General features: G+C 69.9%; 22 protein-coding genes. 14 read left to right on the top strand and 8 right to left on the bottom strand.

Annotated features, from left to right (window positions below; genetic code table 11):
• The first annotated feature begins 2 nt into the window (after window positions 1-2).
• Window positions 3-800 (top strand): hypothetical protein, encoded by a 798-nt coding sequence (locus ACWPN7_RS12225; protein ID WP_492273295.1) that lies wholly within the window; start codon window positions 3-5, stop codon window positions 798-800.
• 7 nt (window positions 801-807) lie between these two features.
• Here the strand turns inward: ACWPN7_RS12225 and ACWPN7_RS12230 are convergent, their stop codons facing one another.
• A complete protein-coding gene (locus ACWPN7_RS12230; RefSeq protein ID WP_038528284.1) occupies window positions 808-1,014 on the bottom strand; it encodes a heavy-metal-associated domain-containing protein in 207 nt (68 codons plus the stop codon).
• A gap of 27 nt (window positions 1,015-1,041) precedes the next feature.
• Complete coding sequence (locus tag ACWPN7_RS12235) at window positions 1,042-1,839, bottom strand: divergent polysaccharide deacetylase family protein (protein WP_492273296.1); 798 nt, start codon at window positions 1,837-1,839, stop codon at window positions 1,042-1,044.
• 152 nt (window positions 1,840-1,991) lie between these two features.
• Between ACWPN7_RS12235 and ACWPN7_RS12240 the strand changes: the two genes are divergently transcribed.
• The 9 genes from ACWPN7_RS12240 to lexA all read left to right on the top strand — a co-directional run bounded on the left by ACWPN7_RS12240 (window position 1,992) and on the right by lexA (window position 8,472).
• Entirely contained in the window at window positions 1,992-2,201 is a 210-nt protein-coding gene (locus ACWPN7_RS12240; protein ID WP_492273297.1) for a hypothetical protein, read from the top strand.
• A 144-nt stretch (window positions 2,202-2,345) separates the two neighbouring features.
• The gene (locus ACWPN7_RS12245) at window positions 2,346-2,798 is read left to right on the top strand and encodes an STY0301 family protein (protein ID WP_456530005.1); all 453 of its coding nucleotides are present in this window, start codon (window positions 2,346-2,348) and stop codon (window positions 2,796-2,798) included.
• A gap of 168 nt (window positions 2,799-2,966) precedes the next feature.
• Window positions 2,967-3,557, top strand: a complete 591-nt coding sequence (locus tag ACWPN7_RS12250; RefSeq protein ID WP_349620495.1) for an anthranilate synthase component II — start codon at window positions 2,967-2,969, stop codon at window positions 3,555-3,557.
• On the top strand, window positions 3,554-4,627 hold the full coding sequence (trpD, locus tag ACWPN7_RS12255) for an anthranilate phosphoribosyltransferase (RefSeq protein ID WP_407824872.1): 1,074 nt from the start codon (window positions 3,554-3,556) through the stop codon (window positions 4,625-4,627). Before ACWPN7_RS12250 ends, trpD begins: the two co-directional genes overlap by 4 nt.
• On the top strand, window positions 4,624-5,412 hold the full coding sequence (gene trpC / locus ACWPN7_RS12260; RefSeq protein WP_038528296.1) for an indole-3-glycerol phosphate synthase TrpC: 789 nt from the start codon (window positions 4,624-4,626) through the stop codon (window positions 5,410-5,412). Before trpD ends, trpC begins: the two co-directional genes overlap by 4 nt.
• A 35-nt stretch (window positions 5,413-5,447) precedes the next feature.
• Complete coding sequence (locus ACWPN7_RS12265; protein WP_407824870.1) at window positions 5,448-5,909, top strand: GNAT family N-acetyltransferase; 462 nt, start codon at window positions 5,448-5,450, stop codon at window positions 5,907-5,909.
• Window positions 5,906-6,400 carry a cyclic pyranopterin monophosphate synthase MoaC gene (gene moaC / locus ACWPN7_RS12270; RefSeq protein ID WP_407824869.1) on the top strand — a complete coding sequence of 165 codons (495 nt, stop codon included), beginning with the start codon at window positions 5,906-5,908 and terminating at the stop codon, window positions 6,398-6,400. Before ACWPN7_RS12265 ends, moaC begins: the two co-directional genes overlap by 4 nt.
• Window positions 6,400-7,617, top strand: coding sequence for a molybdopterin molybdotransferase MoeA (locus tag ACWPN7_RS12275; RefSeq protein ID WP_459197677.1), 1,218 nt, complete (start codon window positions 6,400-6,402; stop codon window positions 7,615-7,617). Before moaC ends, ACWPN7_RS12275 begins: the two co-directional genes overlap by 1 nt.
• Window positions 7,618-7,773: 156 nt before the next feature.
• Complete coding sequence (gene lexA, locus ACWPN7_RS12280; RefSeq protein ID WP_459197678.1) at window positions 7,774-8,472, top strand: transcriptional repressor LexA; 699 nt, start codon at window positions 7,774-7,776, stop codon at window positions 8,470-8,472.
• Between the two features lie 25 nt (window positions 8,473-8,497).
• On the opposite strand, the gene ACWPN7_RS12285 is transcribed toward lexA, so the two are convergent.
• Window positions 8,498-10,672: a ComEC/Rec2 family competence protein gene (locus ACWPN7_RS12285; RefSeq protein ID WP_459197679.1), complete on the bottom strand. Its 2,175-nt coding sequence runs from the start codon at window positions 10,670-10,672 to the stop codon at window positions 8,498-8,500.
• A gap of 164 nt (window positions 10,673-10,836) precedes the next feature.
• On the opposite strand from ACWPN7_RS12285, the gene gltX reads away from it, so the two are divergent.
• The 3 genes from gltX (at window position 10,837) to ACWPN7_RS12300 (ending at window position 13,856) form a co-directional block, all read left to right on the top strand.
• Window positions 10,837-12,249, top strand: coding sequence for a glutamate--tRNA ligase (gene gltX / locus ACWPN7_RS12290; RefSeq protein ID WP_038528308.1), 1,413 nt, complete (start codon window positions 10,837-10,839; stop codon window positions 12,247-12,249).
• 94 nt (window positions 12,250-12,343) lie between these two features.
• Complete coding sequence (gltA, locus tag ACWPN7_RS12295) at window positions 12,344-13,657, top strand: citrate synthase (protein WP_492273298.1); 1,314 nt, start codon at window positions 12,344-12,346, stop codon at window positions 13,655-13,657.
• Window positions 13,650-13,856 (top strand): hypothetical protein, encoded by a 207-nt coding sequence (locus tag ACWPN7_RS12300; protein ID WP_014240168.1) that lies wholly within the window; start codon window positions 13,650-13,652, stop codon window positions 13,854-13,856. Before gltA ends, ACWPN7_RS12300 begins: the two co-directional genes overlap by 8 nt.
• A gap of 4 nt (window positions 13,857-13,860) precedes the next feature.
• On the opposite strand, the gene ACWPN7_RS12305 is transcribed toward ACWPN7_RS12300, so the two are convergent.
• Both ACWPN7_RS12305 and ACWPN7_RS12310 read right to left on the bottom strand, forming a co-directional pair.
• On the bottom strand, window positions 13,861-14,469 hold the full coding sequence (locus tag ACWPN7_RS12305) for a glutathione S-transferase family protein (RefSeq protein WP_459197680.1): 609 nt from the start codon (window positions 14,467-14,469) through the stop codon (window positions 13,861-13,863).
• Between the two features lie 56 nt (window positions 14,470-14,525).
• Window positions 14,526-15,446, bottom strand: coding sequence for a LysR substrate-binding domain-containing protein (locus ACWPN7_RS12310; protein ID WP_459197681.1), 921 nt, complete (start codon window positions 15,444-15,446; stop codon window positions 14,526-14,528).
• A gap of 122 nt (window positions 15,447-15,568) precedes the next feature.
• Between ACWPN7_RS12310 and ACWPN7_RS12315 the strand changes: the two genes are divergently transcribed.
• Window positions 15,569-16,096 carry a GNAT family N-acetyltransferase gene (locus ACWPN7_RS12315; protein WP_459197682.1) on the top strand — a complete coding sequence of 176 codons (528 nt, stop codon included), beginning with the start codon at window positions 15,569-15,571 and terminating at the stop codon, window positions 16,094-16,096.
• A 6-nt stretch (window positions 16,097-16,102) separates the two neighbouring features.
• On the opposite strand, the gene gloA is transcribed toward ACWPN7_RS12315, so the two are convergent.
• The 3 genes from gloA to ACWPN7_RS12330 are packed head-to-tail and all read right to left on the bottom strand — an operon-like array spanning window position 16,103 to window position 18,554.
• Window positions 16,103-16,498 carry a lactoylglutathione lyase gene (gloA, locus tag ACWPN7_RS12320; protein ID WP_200475293.1) on the bottom strand — a complete coding sequence of 132 codons (396 nt, stop codon included), beginning with the start codon at window positions 16,496-16,498 and terminating at the stop codon, window positions 16,103-16,105.
• Window positions 16,495-17,715, bottom strand: a complete 1,221-nt coding sequence (lpxB, locus tag ACWPN7_RS12325; RefSeq protein ID WP_459197683.1) for a lipid-A-disaccharide synthase — start codon at window positions 17,713-17,715, stop codon at window positions 16,495-16,497. The genes gloA and lpxB overlap by 4 nt, the downstream gene beginning before the upstream one ends.
• On the bottom strand, window positions 17,712-18,554 hold the full coding sequence (locus ACWPN7_RS12330) for an LpxI family protein (protein ID WP_014240162.1): 843 nt from the start codon (window positions 18,552-18,554) through the stop codon (window positions 17,712-17,714). Before ACWPN7_RS12330 ends, lpxB begins: the two co-directional genes overlap by 4 nt.
• Between the last annotated feature and the right edge of the window lie 40 nt (window positions 18,555-18,594).

Here is an 18,594-nt window from a genome sequence, read left to right on the forward strand (position 1 = left end):
GCATGCCCCTCGATGCGCTGCTGCTGCCGCTGATCGTCAAGATCGTGGCGGCGGCCCTGGTCGTCGTCGCCGCCTCGCTGGCGGCGGAGAAGGCCGGCCCCTTCTATGGCGGCATGATCACCGCCCTGCCCGTCTCGACCGGCCCGGCCTTCGTGATGCTCGCGATGGAGCATGGCGACGGCTTCGTCGCCGACGCCGCCCTGTCGGGAATGGTCGGGAACGCGACGATCGTCCTCTATCTGGCGCTTCTCGTGCGGATAGCCCCGCGCTGGAGTATGCCGGCGACGGTCATCGCCAGTTCCGTCTTCTGGATCGCCACGGCGGCCACGCTGCGCTCCGCCGTCGCGTGGACGCTGCCGCTGGCGCTGCTGCTGACGCTGGCCTGCAATGGGATCGCCGCTTGGGCGGTGTCGACGCCGATTCCACAGGACACGGTGGTCCGGGTGGCGCGGTCGCGCTGGTACGACATCCCGGCCCGCGCCGGTCTGGTCGGCCTGCTGGTCGCCACGGTGACCACGCTCAGCCACAGCATCGGCCCGGCGGCCACCGGCATCGCCGCCGTGTTCCCCATCGCGCTCACCAGCCTGACGGCGATCCTGCACGGCCGCCTGGGCGGCGGCGTGGTCGCCGCGGCGATGCGCAGCGCGCTGCTGACCAACCCCGGCTTGGCCCTTGCGCTGACCACCGCCCATCTGCTGGCCGAGCCCGCCGGACGGTTCGTCGCGCTCGGCGTCGCTCTGGCGGTGTCGCTGTCCTGGGCCGGCGGCCTGCTGGTGTGGCGGCTGCGCCAGCCCGCCTGACCGGACCTCAGGCTGCCTGACCGCCGAAGTCGAAGCCGGCGCCTTCCACGGCCTTCTTCACCGTCTCCGGGGCGACTCCGCCCTCCACGGCCACGGTGCCGGCGTCGAGGTCCACCGTCACGGCAGCGCCCGGCGCCAGCTTGCCGATGGCGTTGGTGACGGAGCGGGCGCAGCCGCCACAGGTCATGCCGCCGACCTTGTAGGTGTCAGCCATGGAATTCTCCTCAAGCGGGACCGGCGGTCACCCGCCGGTGTGGTGGGCGCGCACGACGGCGCTGACCGGAACCAGGACGAAGCCGCGTTTCTGCACCTCCGGCATCCAGGAGGCCAGTGCGTCGATTGTCGCATCGTGCGGGTGGCCGATGGCGATGGCGTAGCCCTGCCGGCGCGCCACCTGCTCCGTCTTGGCGAGCTGGCCGCGCACCGCCGACACGGTCATCTCGTTGTCGAGGAAGATGTCGCGCCCGGCGAAGGGCATCTGAAACTCCCGCGCGAGGGTCAGGCCGGCGCTTTTCGCGGTGGTCCGGCTGTCCAGCCACAACAGGCCGCGCCGCGCGATCTCCCCCAGCACGGGCGCCATGGCCGCGGAGTCGGCGGTGAAGCGGCTGCCCATGTGGTTGTTGACCCCGACATAGCCGTCGAAGCTGTCCAGCGCCGCCTTGGTCCGGCGCAGGATCTCCCCCTTGTCCAGCGACACGCGCAGCGCCTGCGGTCCCGGATCGGCCGAGCCGCTCGGCTCCATGGGAAGATGAAGCATCAGCTCGTGCCCGGCGGCGCGGGCGGCACGGGCCTGGGCCGGCAGCTCGTGGGCGTAGGGCAGCCACGCCAGCGTCAACGGCGCCGGCAGCGACACCGCGCGATTCGAACGCTTGCGGTCCACGCCCATGTCGTCGATGACGATGGCGATGGCCGGCTTGCCCGGCGGGGCGCGGAAGGGCAGCGCGTTCTTCTTCCACAGCGGCGAGCCGGGGGCCACCTTGGGCGGTTCCAGCGGGGCGACGGGAGGCGGCAGCATCGCCACCACCGGCTTCGGCGTCATGGCCGGCGGCGGGGGTGGTGCGGGGAACCGGAACGGGGGCCGGCGCCTCGGTCACCTCGGGAGGCGGTGCCGGAACGGGCACCGGAGCGGGTTCGGCCTCGCGAACCGGCGGAGGCGGAGGCGGCACTTCGGCGACCTTGGGCGGCGGTGCCTTGATCGGCGAAGCGGGGGCGATGACCGGCGCCTCCCGCTCGACCACGCTCTCCCTCTCCGGTGCGTCGCGCCCGATGATAAAGCGCGCGCCGAGCGCCACCGCGAAGACCACGATCACGCCAGCCAGCGCCAGCAGGACCGGTGAGACGGCGCGTCCCGATGCGGCGGCGGGCGTTTTCGGCGATGGCTTCCGTGCCGCGGCTTTCTGAGGCTTGCGCGGCGGTTTCTTGGCCATGGGAAGGAATCTCGAACCCTGGTTTCCGGTTTGCGCGCAAGGTGGCACCCCCGCTCCGTCCCTGCAACAGCGGAGCGGGGTGGAGGCCTCCACCGGCTGGGACTATGCTGTGACCGCCATGCTCCGCACCCTCCCCCTCCTGGCGGTCCTTGCCGCCGCCACCGCGCCTCCGGCCCGCGCCGACGAGGTCCGCTGCCCGCCCAGCCTGACCGTGCAGGCCCAGCCGGAGGCGCCCGGCGGCTGGTCGCCCTACCCGGCGAAGGACCAGCACGCCTTCGCGGGCGTCACCCTGGTGGAAGGCGACCGGGCGTCGCAGATGGCCGCCCCGGCCCCGGCGGCACTGGAGCCGGACCGCAGCCTGCGGCGGGGCCGATCGGAAATCCGGCAATGGGACTTCCCCGCCGCGCGGCGCGACAACGTCTTCCTGATCTGCCGCTACGCCGGGACGCAGGCCACGCTGGCCATCGACCTGCCGCGCACCGTGCGGCGCTGCCAGATCACCGAGGAGACCGACGCGCGTGGCATGGTGCTGGACAAGCCGGCGACGGCGCCGCAGTTCCTCTGCCGCTGATTCTCCGCCAAGTCGAGGTTCGGACGGGCTGGAAATCCATGGCCTCAGCCGCTAGGGTACCCGCCTTGGAACAAGGCCGGAACGGTGTTCCGGGACGATCGGGCCGGGAACAATGACCCGTGACCAACGGACCGGAAACGACAGGCCGGAAGGATGCCGGGGCGCCCCATGCTGCTGCTCATCGATAATTACGACAGCTTCACCTACAACCTCGTCCATTACCTGGGCGAACTGGGCGCCGAACTGGACGTCCGCCGCAACGACAGCCTGACGGTGGCGGAGGCCATGGCGCTCCGCCCCGAAGGGATCGTGCTGTCGCCCGGCCCCTGCGACCCGGACAAGGCGGGCATCTGCCTGCCGCTGATCGACGCCGCCGCCAAGGCCGGCGTTCCGCTGATGGGCGTGTGCCTGGGCCATCAGGCCATCGGGCAGGCCTTCGGCGGCACGGTGCTGCGCGCGCCGGTGCCGATGCACGGCAAGGTCGACCGCATGTTCCACCAGGGGCGCGGCGTCCTGAAGGACCTGCCCTCGCCCTTCCGGGCCACCCGCTACCATTCGCTGATCGTCGAGCGCGCCACCCTGCCCGCCTGCCTGGAGGTCACCGGCGAGACGGAGGACGGCCTGATCATGGCGCTGTCCCACCGCGAGTTGCCGATCCACGGCGTCCAGTTCCACCCGGAAAGCATCGAGAGCGAGCACGGGCACAAGATCCTGGAAAACTTCCTGAACACGACCCGCCGGCTGGAGACCGCCGCATGAGCACGCCGTCCGCGCCGCACGGCGACCTGACCGACATGAAGGCCATCCTCGCCAAGGTCGCCGCCGGCAACGCCCTGACCGAGCCGGAGGCCTCGATGGCCTTCGACATCATCATGTCGGGCAACGCCACCCCGTCGCAGATGGGCGGCTTCCTGATGGCGCTGCGCGTGCGCGGCGAGACGGTGGACGAGATCACCGGCGCCGCTCGCGTCATGCGCGCCAAGGCGATCCCGGTGGAGGCCCCCGAGGGCACCATCGACACCTGCGGCACCGGCGGCGACGGCTCGGGCACCTACAACATCTCCACCGCCGCGGCGGTCGTCATCGCGGCCTGCGGCGTGCCGGTGGCCAAGCACGGCAACCGCGCCATGTCGTCCAAGTCGGGCGCCGCCGACGTGCTGGGCGCGCTGGGCGTCAACCTGGACTGCGACATGGGTCTGGTGCGCAAGGCCCTGTGGGACGCGCGCATCGGCTTCCTGATGGCGCCGCGCCACCATCTCGCCATGCGCAACGTCGGCCCGACCCGCGTCGAGCTGGGCACGCGCACCATCTTCAACCTGCTGGGGCCGCTGTCCAACCCGGCCAGCGCCAAGCGCCAGCTTCTCGGCGTCTACGCCAAGCAGTGGGTGGAGCCGCTGGCCCATGTGCTGAAGCGCCTGGGGTCGGAGGCCGCCTGGATCGTCCATGGCTCCGACGGGCTGGACGAGATCACCACCACCGGCCCGACCACCGTCGCCCAGTTGAAGGACGGTGAGGTCACGGTGTTCGAGATCGAGCCGGAACAGGCCGGCATCTTCCGTGCCCGGCCCGAGCTTCTGAAGGGCGGTGACGCCCATGTGAACGCCGAGGCCATCCGCGCGCTGTTCGACGGCGTCCAGGGCGCCTACCGTGACATCGTTCTGCTGAACGCCGCCGCCGCGCTGCATGTGGCGGGCAAGGCCGGCGACCTGAAGGAAGGCGTCGAGCGGGCCCGCCACGCCATCGACAGCGGTGCCGCCCGCGCCGTGCTCCAGCACCTCGTGTCCATCACCAATTCATCCGCCACCACCGAACCGGTTGCCGCGCCATGAGCGACGTCCTGACCCGAATCTGCGACGACAAGCGCGCGCTGGTCCACGCCCGCAAGTCCGCCCGTCCGCTGTCCGCGGTGGAGGACGCCGCCCGCAGCGCCGACCCGGCGCGCGGCTTCATCCGCGCGCTGCGCCGCACGGTGGACGGGGGCCGCTACGGCCTGATCGCCGAGATCAAGAAGGCCAGCCCGTCCAAGGGCCTGATCCGCCCGGACTTCGACCCGCCGTCGCTGGCCCGCGCCTACCGTGAGGGCGGCGCCACCTGCCTGTCGGTGCTGACGGACGAGCCTTACTTTCAGGGCTGCGACGACTATCTGCTGGCCGCCCGCGCCGCGGTGGACCTGCCGGTGCTGCGCAAGGACTTCATGGTCGATCCCTACCAGATCGCCGAATCCCGTGCGCTCGGCGCCGACTGTATCCTCATCATCATGGCGGCGCTGAGCGACGCGCAGGCCGCGGAGATCGAGGACGCCGCCATCGCCTGGGGCCTGGACGTGCTGGTTGAGGTGCACAACCGCGAGGAGCTGGACCGCGCCCTTGCGTTGAAAACCCCGCTTCTCGGCGTGAACAACCGGAACCTGAAGACCCTGGCGGTGGACATCGCCACGACCGAGGAACTGGCGGCCCATGTGCCCGCCGATCGCATGCTGGTCGCCGAAAGCGGTCTCTACAGCCCGTCGGACCTGTCGCGCATGGCCGCGGTCGGCGCGCGCTGCTTCCTGGTCGGTGAATCGCTGATGCGGCAGGAGGATGTGACCGCGGCCACCCGCGCCCTGCTCGCCTGAGACAAAACAAGAAAGCAATGGGGAGGAGCGACGCCGTGCCGAACGTGACCATTGCCCGGGAAAGCCCGCTCCAGGACGAAGTGGTTCAGCTCATCGAAGAGCTGGACCGCTATCTGGGCGACTTATACCCGGCCGAGAGCAACCACCTGCTCGACCTGCAATCGCTGGCCAAGCCGGACATCCGTTTCCTGGTCGCCCGGCGGTCGGGAACCGTGGTCGGCTGCGGCGCCATGCGCATCGACACCGACGGTGGCTATGGCGAGGTCAAACGGATGTTCGTCCAGCCGACCGCGCGCGGCGGCCAGATCGGGCGCCGCCTTCTGGAACGCATCGAGGATGAGGCCCGTGCCGCCGGCCTGTCCCTGCTGCGGCTGGAGACCGGCGTCTATCAGGACGAGGCCATTGCCCTCTACCGCAAGCAGGGTTTCGCCAACCGCGGCCCGTTCGGCCCCTACGGTCCGGACCCGCTGAGCCTGTTCATGGAGAAACCCCTATGACCGACCAGCCCGCAAGCGGCTTCACCCACTTCGACGCCGAAGGCCGCGCGGTCATGGTGGACGTGTCCGGCAAGGCCGACACGGAGCGCTCGGCGACCGCCCGCGGCTCCGTCCTGATGCAGCCGGAAACGCTGGCCCTCATCCTCCAGGGCGGCCTCAAGAAGGGCGACGTCCTGTCGGTGGCGCGGCTGGCCGGCATCATGGGGGCCAAGCGCACGCCGGACCTGATCCCGCTGTGCCACCCGCTGATGCTGACGTCGGTCAAGGTGGACCTGACCTGCGACCCCGAGCGCAACGCCGTGGACATCACCGCCACCTGCAAGCTCAGGGGCCAGACCGGCGTGGAAATGGAGGCGCTAACCGCCGTGTCGGTCGCCGCACTCACCGTCTACGACATGTGCAAGGCGGTGGACCGCGGCATGACCATCACCGAGGTGAAGCTGCTGCACAAGGCCGGTGGCAAGAGCGGCGAATGGGGGAGCGCGGTCTGATGCTACAGGTCGGTGAAGCCCGCGCCCGCATCCTCGCCGCCTTCACCGCCCTGCCGGCGGAGACGGTGCCGTTGCCCGACGCGCTGGGGCGCGTCCTGGCGGAGCCCGCCGGCGCTCGCCTGACTCAGCCGCCCTTCGCCGCCGCGGCCATGGACGGCTGGGCCGTCCGCGCCGCCGACATCGTCCCGGCGTCGGCGGAAGCTCCCGTCACGCTGCGCCGCATCGGCGAGTCCGCCGCTGGCCACGCCTTCGCCGGATCGGTCGGCGCGGGCGAGGCCGTGCGCATCTTTACCGGCGCGCCCCTGCCCGCCGGGGCCGACGCCGTGGTGATGCAGGAGGATTGCGAGGACGCCGGGGACCGCGTGCGCGTCGGGCGCGCCGTGCCCGCGGGTCGCTTCATCCGTCCCGCCGGATTGGACTTCACCGCGGGAGAGGAGTTGCTTCCCAAAGGACGGCTGCTCACCGCCCGCGACGTCGCCCTGGCCGCCGCGGCCAACCTGCCCTGGCTGCGCGTCCACCGCCGACCGCGGGTCGCCGTGCTCGCCACCGGGGACGAGATCGCCCTGCCCGGCGATCCGCTGGGACCGAGCCAGATCGTCAGCTCCAACGCGCTCGGCCTCTGCGCGCTGGTCGCCAGCCAGGGCGGCCTCGCCCACAATCTCGGCGTGGCCAAGGACGATCCGGAGCATCTCGCCGCCATGGCCGCCGGGGCGGCCGGCTGCGACCTGCTGGTGACCACGGGCGGCGCCTCGCAAGGCGAGCACGACCATGTGCGCGACGTACTGGGCGGGCTGTCACTGGACTTCTACCGCGTCGCCATGAAGCCCGGCAAACCGTTGATTTTCGGGACGGCGAACGGCGTTCCGCTGCTCGGCCTGCCCGGCAATCCGGTGTCCACCGGGGTGGCCGCCCTGCTGTTCCTGGTGCCCGTCCTTCGCCGTCTCCAAGGCTTGCCCGCCGAGAACACCACGCTCGCGGCGCGGCTCGGCGCGCCGCTGAAGGCCAACGACGACCGCACCGACTTCATGCGCGCCACCCTGTCCACCGGGACGGACGGCGAGCCCATCGCCACGCCCTTCCCGCGCCAGGACAGCGCGATGATGTCCCGGCTGGCCCGGGCCGACGCCCTGATCGTCCGCGAGCCGCAGGCAACCGCCGCCGCTGTGGGCGACCGCGTGACGGTGATCCCGCTGAGCGGCGGTGTCCTGTCGCTTTAATCCGTTCCGCACGGGAAATCCATTTGGGAGTCCTGTCCGTCGATTTGCGATTGATTTCATCCGTAGGGCTTGACGGGGGTTAAGAACCAAACTAGAACAAGATGGAACGTTTTGCTTTTGTTCCATATCTAGTGCGGAACCGGCCGGGAGGCACAAATGCTCACGCGCAAGCAGCATGAATTGCTGCTTTTCATCAACGAGCGGCTCGGACAGGGCGGTGTGTCCCCTTCCTTCGACGAAATGAAGGACGCTCTCAACCTGAAGTCCAAGTCGGGCATCCACCGCCTCATCACGGGGCTGGAGGAGCGCGGCTTCATCCGCCGCCTGCCCCACCGCGCCCGCGCGCTGGAGGTGCTGCGCCTGCCGGAGGGGCTGGAGACCGCCCGCACCCGGCCGCCGCGCGCCAAGTTCGAGCCCAACGTCATCAAGGGCGACTTCAGCTTCGCGGGACGTGAGGCGAACCCGGCGTCCGAATCCGTGCAGTTGCCGCTCTACGGCCGGATCGCCGCGGGCACGCCCATCGAGGCGTTGCGCGACGGTTCCGCCTTCGTGGACATTCCCGCCGCCATGCTCGGCATGGGCGACCACTACGCGCTGGAAGTCGCCGGCGATTCCATGGTGGAGGCCGGCATCCTCGACCATGACACGGTGGTCATCCAGCGCTGCGACAGCGCGGAGAACGGCTCCATCGTCGTCGCCCTGGTCGACGACGCCGAGGTCACGCTGAAGCGCCTGCGCCGCAAGGGCAACACCGTGGCGCTCGAACCGGCCAACGCCGCCTACGAGACCCGCATTTTCGGCGCCGACCGCGTTCGGGTGCAGGGTCGCCTCGTCGGTCTGGTGCGGAAGTACTGACCGCAGGATGCTCCGGGGCGGCGGCTCAGCGCGCCCCGGTCTTTCCATCGGGGAGCTTTCCTCCCATCGTCCACGGGCGGTCGCCGCGCCGACCGCGCACGCTTTCCACCCGGATGCCCTTGTCCGACAGGGTGAGCGTGTGCGCGCCCTCCCGCCGCAGTTGCCAGCGGTCGATGACCAGCGGCGCCCGGCACCCGCGCGACGGGACCGCGACCACCACCGCATCGGCCACCGCGCAATCCTCCGGCAAGGCGTCCGGCTGGCGCAGCAGCGCCACCGTCTTCCCCTGCGCGCGGTAGAGGCACCCCAGGGCGTCGCAGCGCAGCCGCCCGTCCAGGCTCACCCCGGCGAGCGGCCAGACATCCTGACCGGCCTTGTCCTCCGGCTTTTCCATGCCGCCGCGCCGCCTCCACGTGTTGGCGACCCGGCCATCGCTGGCGGTGGAGAGGCTGAGGATCCCATCCGCGCCGCGCGCGCCCATCAGTTTTCCGTCCTCCGACACCAGGATGTCGGGCCGCGGCGCGACGGCCGGGGCGACCAGCCCGCCGGCCAAGGCCACCAGCCCCAGCCAGCGCCAGCGTCCCGTCCAGATGGCCAGCCACAGCCCGCCCAGAGTGACCGCCGCGATGGCGGCGTCCGGCATGGCCGGCAGAAACGCCGTCGCTCCGGGCAGCGCCGCGGTCCGCTCCGCCGTCTCGATGACCAGCCGGACGCCCCAGCTCATCGCCGTCACCGCCGGCCCCTCCAGCCCGAAGGGCAGCAGCAGGTAGGACAACAGGCTGAAGGGCATGATCCACACCGTCGTGATGGGAATCGCCACCATGTTGGACAGCACACCGTAAAAGGCGACCTGCTGGAAATGGTAGAGCCCGTAAGGCGTCGTCGCGACGGTCGCCACCACGCTGGAAAAGGCGATGCCGCCCAGCGCCATGGCGCCCTTGCCGAGCCAGCCCATGTCGCGCCGCCGCCGCACCGCCCAGGGCGTGAAGCGTTCGAAGGCGGCGATCAGGGCGACGACCGCCGCGAAGGACATCTGGAAGCTCGGCCCCAGCATCCCCTCCGGGTCATAGAGGACGGTGACGATGCCGGCGAAGGCGACCAGCCGCATGCTGATCGGCGACCGATCGGCGATCACCGCTCCCATGACCAGACCGGTCATCAGCACCGACCGCAGCGTCGGCAAGGGCGCCCCCACCAGCAGCGTGTAGAGGATGGCCGACAGGATGCCGGCCAGCGCCGCGATCTTCTTGATCGGCCAGCGCAGCGCCACCCAGGGAACCAGCGCCAGCAGCGCCCGCACCACCCAGAAGACGATCCCCGCGGCGATGCCCACATGCAGGCCGGAAATGGACAGGAGGTGCGCCAGACCGCTGTCGCGGAAGGCGTCCATCATCGGTCCCGGAATCGCCGCCGCGTCGCCGTTCAGCAGGGCGGCGGTGACGCTGGCCTCCGCGGAATCGCTCACGACGGCACGCACCCGCTCGGCGATGGCGGCGCGCGCCCGCTCAAAGGCCACCGTCACCCGGCGCCAGCCGTCGGGCGGCGGCGCCTCCTGGGCGACGGGGGCGCCCATGACGAAGCCGACCGCGCCGAAGCCTTCGAAATAGGCGCGCCGCTGCAGGTCGAAGGCTCCCGGCTCCGCCGGGGCGGCCGGCGGGTGGAGCATGGCGCGCAGCCGTACCACCGTCCCGGCCTCCGGCGGTGTCACCTTGGCCGGCAAATGCAGGCGGACCCGCTCCGGCGTCGCCTCCGGGGCCAGCCGCTCCACCATCGGTTCACCGATCATCAACCGCGTGCCGGTGGGCTGCCGTTCGATCGCCAGCACCCGCCCGGTGACCTGCACCGGTCCAAGCTCGCGCGTCAGCATTGGCGCCATCGCCGCCACGCTGTGCAGTTGCGCCGCCGCGAAACCCAGAGCGACGCTCAACAGCCCCAGCAGCAGAACGACCGGCGCCAGACGCCGCCGCACCAGCCACAGCAGAGCCAGACAGCCGACCACGGCGCCCGGCCCCAGCCAGAGCGGCGGCTCGGCATGCAGGCCGAAATACAGGGCCACACCCGCCCCGGTCCCCACGGGCAGCCACAGCGCCCAGCGCTCCCGTTCCGCGGCAAGGCATTCCAGAGCCGCAACGAGAAGGCGCGCGCCGACGCCGCGACGGACAGGACCGGCATCGCCCTCCGCCGCCAAACCTCCGGCCATGCCCTCTTCAACCCCGTGGGCCATACTGTCGCCTATGCGCGCAAGGCAAATGCCTCCGGCGCCGTTAATGTGTTACACCACCGCACCACCGCAGTCGCACCGCAGCCGCCGCATCTCGGCCGCCGCAGCACTGTAGCAGCGCCGAACCTGGAATTGAGCCTCCCATGACCGTCGTCACCCGTTTCGCCCCGTCGCCCACCGGCTTTCTCCACATCGGCGGTGCCCGCACCGCATTGTTCAACTGGCTGTACGCCCGACGCAACGGCGGCACGTATCTGCTGCGCATCGAGGACACCGACCGCCAGCGCTCGACGGACGCGGCGGTGGACGCCATCCTCGACGGCCTGTCCTGGCTCGGCCTCGACTGGGACGGCGACGCGGTCAGCCAGTTCGCCCGCAAGGACCGCCACGCCGAGGTGGCGCAGCAGATGCTGGCGGCTGGCCGCGCCTATTACTGCTACGCGAGCCCCGAGGAGTTGGAGGAGATGCGCGCCGCCCAGAAGGCGGCGGGCCAGCCGGTGCGCTACGACGGGCGCTGGCGCGACCGCGACCCGTCCGAGGCTCCGGCCGGCGTGAAGCCGGTGATCCGCCTGAAGGCGCCGCAGGAGGGCGAGACGGTCCTGAAGGACCGCGTCCAGGGCGAGGTGACGGTGCAGAACGCCCAGCTCGACGATCTGATCCTGCTGCGCGCCGACGGCACCCCGACCTATTTGCTGGCGGTGGTGGTGGACGACCACGACATGGGCGTGACCCATGTCATCCGCGGCGACGACCATCTGACCAACACCTTCCGCCAGATCCAGATCTTCAACGCCATGGGCTGGGACCTGCCGGAGTTCGGCCACATCCCGCTGATCCACGGTCCGGACGGCGCCAAGCTGTCGAAGCGCCATGGCGCGCTGGGCGTCGACGCCTACCGCGACATGGGCTACCTGCCGGAGGCGATCCGCAACTACCTGCTGCGGCTCGGCTGGGGGCACGGCGACGACGAGATCATCTCCACCGAACAGGCCGTGGAGTGGTTCAACCTGGAGGGCATCGGGCGCTCCCCCTCGCGCTTCGACTTCGCCAAGCTGGAGAACCTGAACGCCCACTACATGCGGCAGGCCGACGACGCCCGCCTCGTGGGTCTGGCCGCCCCGCGGCTGGAGGCCGAGCTTGGCCGCGCGCTGACCGAGTCGGAACGCGATCTGCTGACCCGCGCCATGAACGGGCTGAAGCAGCGCGCCCGCACCGTGGTCGATCTCGCCCAGAGCGCCCGCTTCTACCTCGCCGCCCGTCCGCTGGCGATGGACGAGAAGGCCACCGCGCTGTTGGACGAGAAGGGCCGCGGCGTCCTGACCGACCTTGCCGCCCGCTTCGAGGCCGAGGCCGACTTCACCGCCGCCGCCCTCGAAGGGCTGGTGCGCGCCTTCGCCGAGGAGCGGGGCGAGAAGCTGGGCAAGATCGCCCAGCCGCTGCGCGCCGCGCTCACCGGTTCCACCGTGTCGCCCCCCATCTTCGAGGTGGCCGAGATCCTCGGCCGCGCGGAAACACTGGCCCGGATGAAGGATGCCGCAACTGCAGCACGGGGATAACTTCCGTGCGTTGATATCCGCCCGGCATAGAACTATGCTGCGCGCATTCGAAAAGGGCGTTAAGCCCCAACCCTAAAGATAAGGACGTGCCGAGATGACCCAAACCGCGGACAAGGCCGATACCTTCACCCTGATCGACAACCGGACTGGCAAGCAGGTCAGCCTGCCCGTGATGAAGGGAAGCACGGGTCCGGACGTGATCGACATCCGCAAGCTCTACGCCGAGACCGGTTGTTTCACCTACGATCCGGGTTTCACTTCGACGGGCAGCTGCGAGTCCAAGATCACCTACATCGATGGTGATGAGGGTGTTCTGCTGCACCGCGGTTATGCCATCGACGACCTTGCCGAGCACGCGACCTTCCCGGAGGTCTGCTTCCTCCTGCTCAACAACCATCTGCCGAACGCCGCCGAGAAGGAAGAGTTCGAGGGCATCCTGCGCGGCCACTCGATGGTGCACGAGCAGCTGACCCGCTTCTACAGCGGCTTCCGCCGCGACGCCCACCCGATGGCGGTTCTCTGCGGCGTCGTCGGCGCGCTGTCGGCCTTCTACCACAACTCGACGGACATCGAGGATCCGGTGCAGCGCAAGATCGCCGCGCACCGCCTGATCGCCAAGATCCCGGCGATCGCCGCGATGGCCTACAAGTACTCGGTCGGCCAGCCGTTCATGTACCCGCGCAACGACCTGTCCTACGCCGAGAACTTCCTCTACATGACTTTCGGCACGCCGTGCGAGCCGTACAAGGTCAACCCGGTCCTGTCCAAGGCCATGGACAAGATCTTCATCCTGCACGCCGACCACGAGCAGAACGCCTCGACCTCGACCGTCCGTCTGGCCGGCTCGTCGGGCGCCAACCCGTTCGCCTGCATCGCCGCCGGCATCGCCTCGCTGTGGGGTCCGGCCCATGGCGGCGCCAACGAGGCCGTGCTGAAGATGCTGGAGGAGATCGGCTCCGTCGATCGCATCCCGGAGATCGTCCGCCGCGCCAAGGACAAGAACGACAACTTCCGCCTGATGGGCTTCGGCCACCGGGTCTACAAGAACTACGACCCGCGCGCCCAGGTCATGCGCAAGACCTGCCACGAGGTCCTGGCCGAGTTGGGCATCAAGGACGAGCCGCTCCTCGACATCGCCATGGAGCTGGAGAAGATCGCCCTTGAAGACCCGTACTTCGTCGAGAAGAAACTGTACCCGAACGTCGATTTCTACTCGGGCATCATCCTGAAGGCGATGGGCTTCCCGACCAGCATGTTCACCGTGCTGTTCGCCGTGGCGCGCACCGTCGGCTGGATCTCCCAGTGGAAGGAGATGATCGAGGACCCGGTCCAGAAGATCGGCCGTCCGCGTCAGCTCTACACCGGCGCGACCAAGCGGGACTTCATCCCGCTGGCCGAGCGTGGCTAACCGGCCGACAGCACACATCGGGACGGGTGGCTCCGACGGAGCCGCCCGCAGCCCGGCTGCGTTCATCGTTCCGGCGCGGCGGGTCCGTCAGGGCCAGCCGGCCGCGAACGACAACAAGCCGCCGCTCTCGCGGCGGCTTCGCCGCATCGTCTTCTATGCGGTGATTGTGGCGATGATCGCCGCGGTGGTGCTGATCTGACCGTCTAGCCCTGGGTGATCGGGATGTGCGGCCCTTCCGCCGCCACACGCACCATCCATGCGCGCACCGCCGGATAGCCGGACAGGTCGAACCCACCCTCCTCCGCCACATGCGTGTAGGCGTAGAGCGCGATGTCGGCGATGCTGAAGCGATCGCCCACGAAAAAGCGGCGCTCCGCCAGATGCCCGTCCATGACACCCAGCGCGTCGTGGCCGAGCCGGCGCTTGGTCACCAGCCCCAGCTTGCGCTCCTCCGTCATCTCCACGTGGTGCGTGATCCAGAAGCGCACGGTCGCGACGTTCGGTTCGTGGCTGTACTGCTCGAAGAACATCCATTGCAGGACCCGCGCGCGGCCTTCGCGGTCGTCGGGCAGATAGGGCGTGCCCTCCCCCAGATACCACAGGATCGCGTTGGATTCCGGCAGATGGCTGCCGTCCTCCAATTGCAGCGTCGGGATGCGCCCGTTCGGATTGCGGGCCAGAAACTCCGGGGTGCGGGTTTCCGCCCGGTCGATGTCCAGTTCGATCCGCTCATAGGGGATGCCGAGCTTGTGCAGCAGCAGCCGGCACTTGTAGCCGTTTCCGGAAGACAGGTTGTCGTAAAGGCGCAGCATGGGGGCGTGTCTCCGCTCCAAATCCATCCGATGGCGGATATAAACACGAAACGGAATCAGGCGCCAGCGCAGCCCTGCGGAAACGGTACGCCGAGCCGCTCCAACCGCGCCCGATCCGCAGCGGCCTCCGCCAGCAGCCAGTTCCGGAAGGCGCGGAGCACGCCGCGTCCGCGCCCTTCGGCCGGTGCGGTCAGCACATAGCGGTCGCCGCAGGGCACCGCCGGTCCGAAGGGGCAGACGAGCCGTCCCGCTTCCAGCGCCTCCAGCACCAGCGACGGGCGCCCCAGCGCAATCCCCTGCCCGGCCATGGCCGCCTGGATCACCATCACCGATTCCGAAAAGCTCAGACTGCCTGCTCCATTCAGACTTACCCCGCTGCTGGCGCGCCACAGACTCCAGTCCGGTGACGCCTGATAATGCAGCAGCGTCTGGCGGGACAGGTCGGCCGGGCCGGACAGCCGCCCGGCCAGCGACGGCGCACAGACCGGAAACAGCGGCTCTTCCGACAGAAGCGCCCCCGCGGGACCGGGATCGCTGCCGCGCACGTAGCGGATCACCGCCCAGCCCGCCTCGGCCTCCGACGCGCGCTCGCTGTTGCCCCCCTCGATGTCCAGCCGCAGGTTCGGCCGGCCGTCCAGGAAGCGCCCCAGCCGCGGCACCAGCCACAAGGCCGCCCAGGTGCGCGGCGCGGCGATGCGCAGCCGTTCCGGTCCTTGTCCGGCGATGCGGTCCCAGCTTTCCTGAACCCGCCCCAGCCCGGCGGTGCAGGCTTGCGCGAGATCGCGCCCGGCGTCGGTCAGGTGAAGCCCCTGCGGGGTGCGGTCGAACAGACGGACCTTCAGCCGCTTCTCCAGATCGCCCACCTGACGGCTGACCGCCCCATGGGTCAGGCCAAGCTCGTCGGCGGCGCGCGTCATGCTGCCGTGCCGGGACGCCGCTTCGAAGGCGGCCAGGGCGGTGAAGGGAAGACGCGGCATCGGTGGCGCTGTCGGGTTTCGCTGTGAGGATTTCTCACACCCATGCCCTGCGAAGTCAATTGTGGACCGGCGGAGCGGCGGGCAGGCTTGGGCGCAGACACCGAACCATCCCGGCACTTCACATGACCATGACCTTGTCCATCGCCGACATCTCCACTCTCGATGACGGCCGCCTGCGCGCGGACCTGGAAGCTCTTCTGGAGGACGCGGTGAACAGCGGCGCCTCGGTCGGCTACCACGCTCCGCTGGCCCCTCACTGGAAGCGGGCCTTCTGGGACGGCGTGGCCGGACTGCTGTCGGGTAGCGCGCACCGGCTGCTGATCGCCTGCGGACCGGACGGAGACTTGCTGGGAAGCGTCCAGTTGGCGCTGTGCACCAAGCCGAATGGCGCGCACCGCGCCGAGGTGCAGAAGCTGCTCGGCTTCACCGGCCATCGGCGGAACGGAGTCGCGCGACGGCTGATGGCGGCGGTGGAGGACACGGCCCGTGGTCTGGGGCGGTCGCTGCTGGTGCTCGACACGTTGAAGGGCGACAGCGGCGAGCCCTTCTACGAAGCGACGGGCTGGCGTCGCGCCGGGCTGATTCCCGGCTACACGGTGGAAGCGGACGGCGCCTTTCACGACACCGTCCTCTTCTACAAAACGCTGTGAGACCGCTTACTTCGTCTCGATCAGCTCGACCTTGTAACCGTCCGGGTCCTCGATGAAGGCGATCACGGTGGTGCCGTGCTTCATCGGACCGGGCGGACGCGAAATTTTGACGCCTTCCTTGGCGAGCTGCTCGCAGGTGGCATAGATGTCCGGCACGCCCAGCGCGATGTGGCCGTAGGCGGTGCCGATGGCGTAGGGCTCGGCTTGGTCCCAGTTGTGGGTCAGTTCCAGGACGGCGGTGTCCTTCTCATCGCCGTAGCCGACGAAGGCCAGCGTGAAGCGACCGCCCTCATAATCGTTGCGGCGCAGCAGCTTCATGCCGAGCAGGCGGGTGTAGAAGTCCAGCGACTTCTCCAGATCATAGACCCGGAGCATCGTGTGCAGCAGGCGGAATTGGCTCATGGTCTCGTCTCCCAAGCGGGTTCTTGCGCTCTCGTTTTATCCGGCCTCGTCTTATCCAACCGGCCGGCGGCAACCTCCAGCACGACCTGGGCGGCGCGCTCACTGGGCGGCGTTCCGCCCTGCCCCAGCCAGCGCGCCACCTCCGCCACACCGTCGATCTGCGTCGCGCGAGCGGCGGGATCGTCGAGCAGGCGCCCCAGTTCGGACGCCAGCCGGTCGGGACGGCAGTCCTCCTGAAGCAGTTCCGGCACCAACATGCGGTCGAGCATCAGATTGACCAGATTGACGTATTTGACCCGGATCAGCCGCCGGTACAAGGCCACCGTCACCGGGTTGAGACGGTAGGCGATCACCGTCGGCAGGCGGGCCAGCGCCAGCTCCAGCGCCACCGTGCCGGACGCCGCCAGCGCGGCCTCCGCTGCCGCGAAGGCATCGTATTTCGGAGCGTCGCCCTCGACGAGGATGGTGCGCAACGGCCACCCCGCCACCTCCGCCGCCACGCGGTCGCGCACCGTCGCCACGGTCGGCACCACGGCGACCAGCCCCGGATGAGACGGCAGCAAGCGTTCCAGCGTGGCGCGGAAGTCGGGGAGGAGGCGGGACACCTCGCCCTTCCGGCTTCCCGGCAGGACGGCGACGACCCGCGCATCCGGTGCCAGCCCATGGGTCTCCCGGAAGCGCTGCGCGTCGCCATGCCCGGCGCCGCTCTCAACCACCGAATGGCCGACAAAGGTGCAGGGAAGCCCCTCCCTCTCGAAATAGGGCGGCTCGAAGGGCAGGATGGCCAACAGATGATCGTAGATCGCCGCGTACTTGGCGGCGCGCTTCGGCTTCCACGCCCAGACGGTTGGCGCTACGTAATGAATCAGCGGGATGTCTGGCACCTGCGCCTTGACCCGCTTGGACACCCGCACGGTGAAGCCCGGCGAATCGATGCCCACCACTGCGTCGGGCCGCAGCCGCAGGATCTCGGCGACGGTCTGGTCGATGCGGCGCAGCAGGTTCGGCAGATGGGGCAGCAGTTCGAACACGCCGAACAGAGTCAGCTCGCCCATCGGGAACAGGCTCTCCAGCCCCTCCGCGACCATCTTCTCGCCGCCGATGCCGGCGAAGCGCACCCGCCCGCCGGTCAGCCGTTTGCAAGCGGCCATCAGCCGCGCGCCCAGCGCGTCGCCGGAGGGCTCCCCGGCGATCAGGAAAATCAACGGATCGCTCACGACCGAGTCTCCGACGCAACGGTGATGCCGACGACGAACAGACCCAGCCGGTCGGCGGCCTCGGCCACCGCGGCACGGTCCACCAGCAGGCTTCCGCCCGCCTCGACGGCAATGCCGCGCAGACCGGCGCGGGCGGCGTTCTCCACCGTCGTCACTCCCATGGTGGGCAGGTCGAGGCGTCGGTCCTGCTGCGGCTTCTTCACCTTGACCAGCACGCCGCCCGGTCCAGGACGCGCCAGCCCGGCGCAGCGGGCCAGCATGGCGTCGGTGCCCTCGATGGCTTCCACGGCGATCACGATCCCCTGCTGGACCACGGCGCCTTGTCCGACGTCGAGCGCACCGAGCGTGCGGGCAACCTCGACCGCGCGGGCAATGTCGCGTTCGGCCTCGGCGTCCGGCCGCAGCCGGCCCACCGGCCCCACCGGAGTGAGAAGCTCGCCGAGGAGGTCGTGCAGGCCGACCACGCGGAACCCCTCCCCTTCGAGTTCGCGCGCGACGGAGCGCAGCAGCCCGTCGTCGCCCAGCGCTCGGGTGCCGACCTTGGCGAGGAACTTGGTGGTGTACCAGTCGGGAAGAAGCTCGGTGAAGGACGGCCGACGCACTGGTCCAGCGAAGACCAGTTCCCCGACCTTTTCCTTCTTCAACCGGTCGATGATGCTGCCGGCGGCGCCGAAGCGGCTCCACAGATGGGGGAGTCCCTCGACGGTGGCTGGGTCCGTGTGGCCGTCGAAGGCGACGACGAAGACCTCGCGCCCTTGGCCGCGCACCGCGGCGGCGATGCGGGCCGGCAAGGTGCCGCCGCCCGCCAGGATGCCGAGCTTGGGAAGAGGCTGCGACATGGCCGGGACTCTCCCAGGAAACGGAACGTAAAAAGAGGGG

Source organism: Azospirillum sp. UENF 312511, assembly GCF_058780635.1.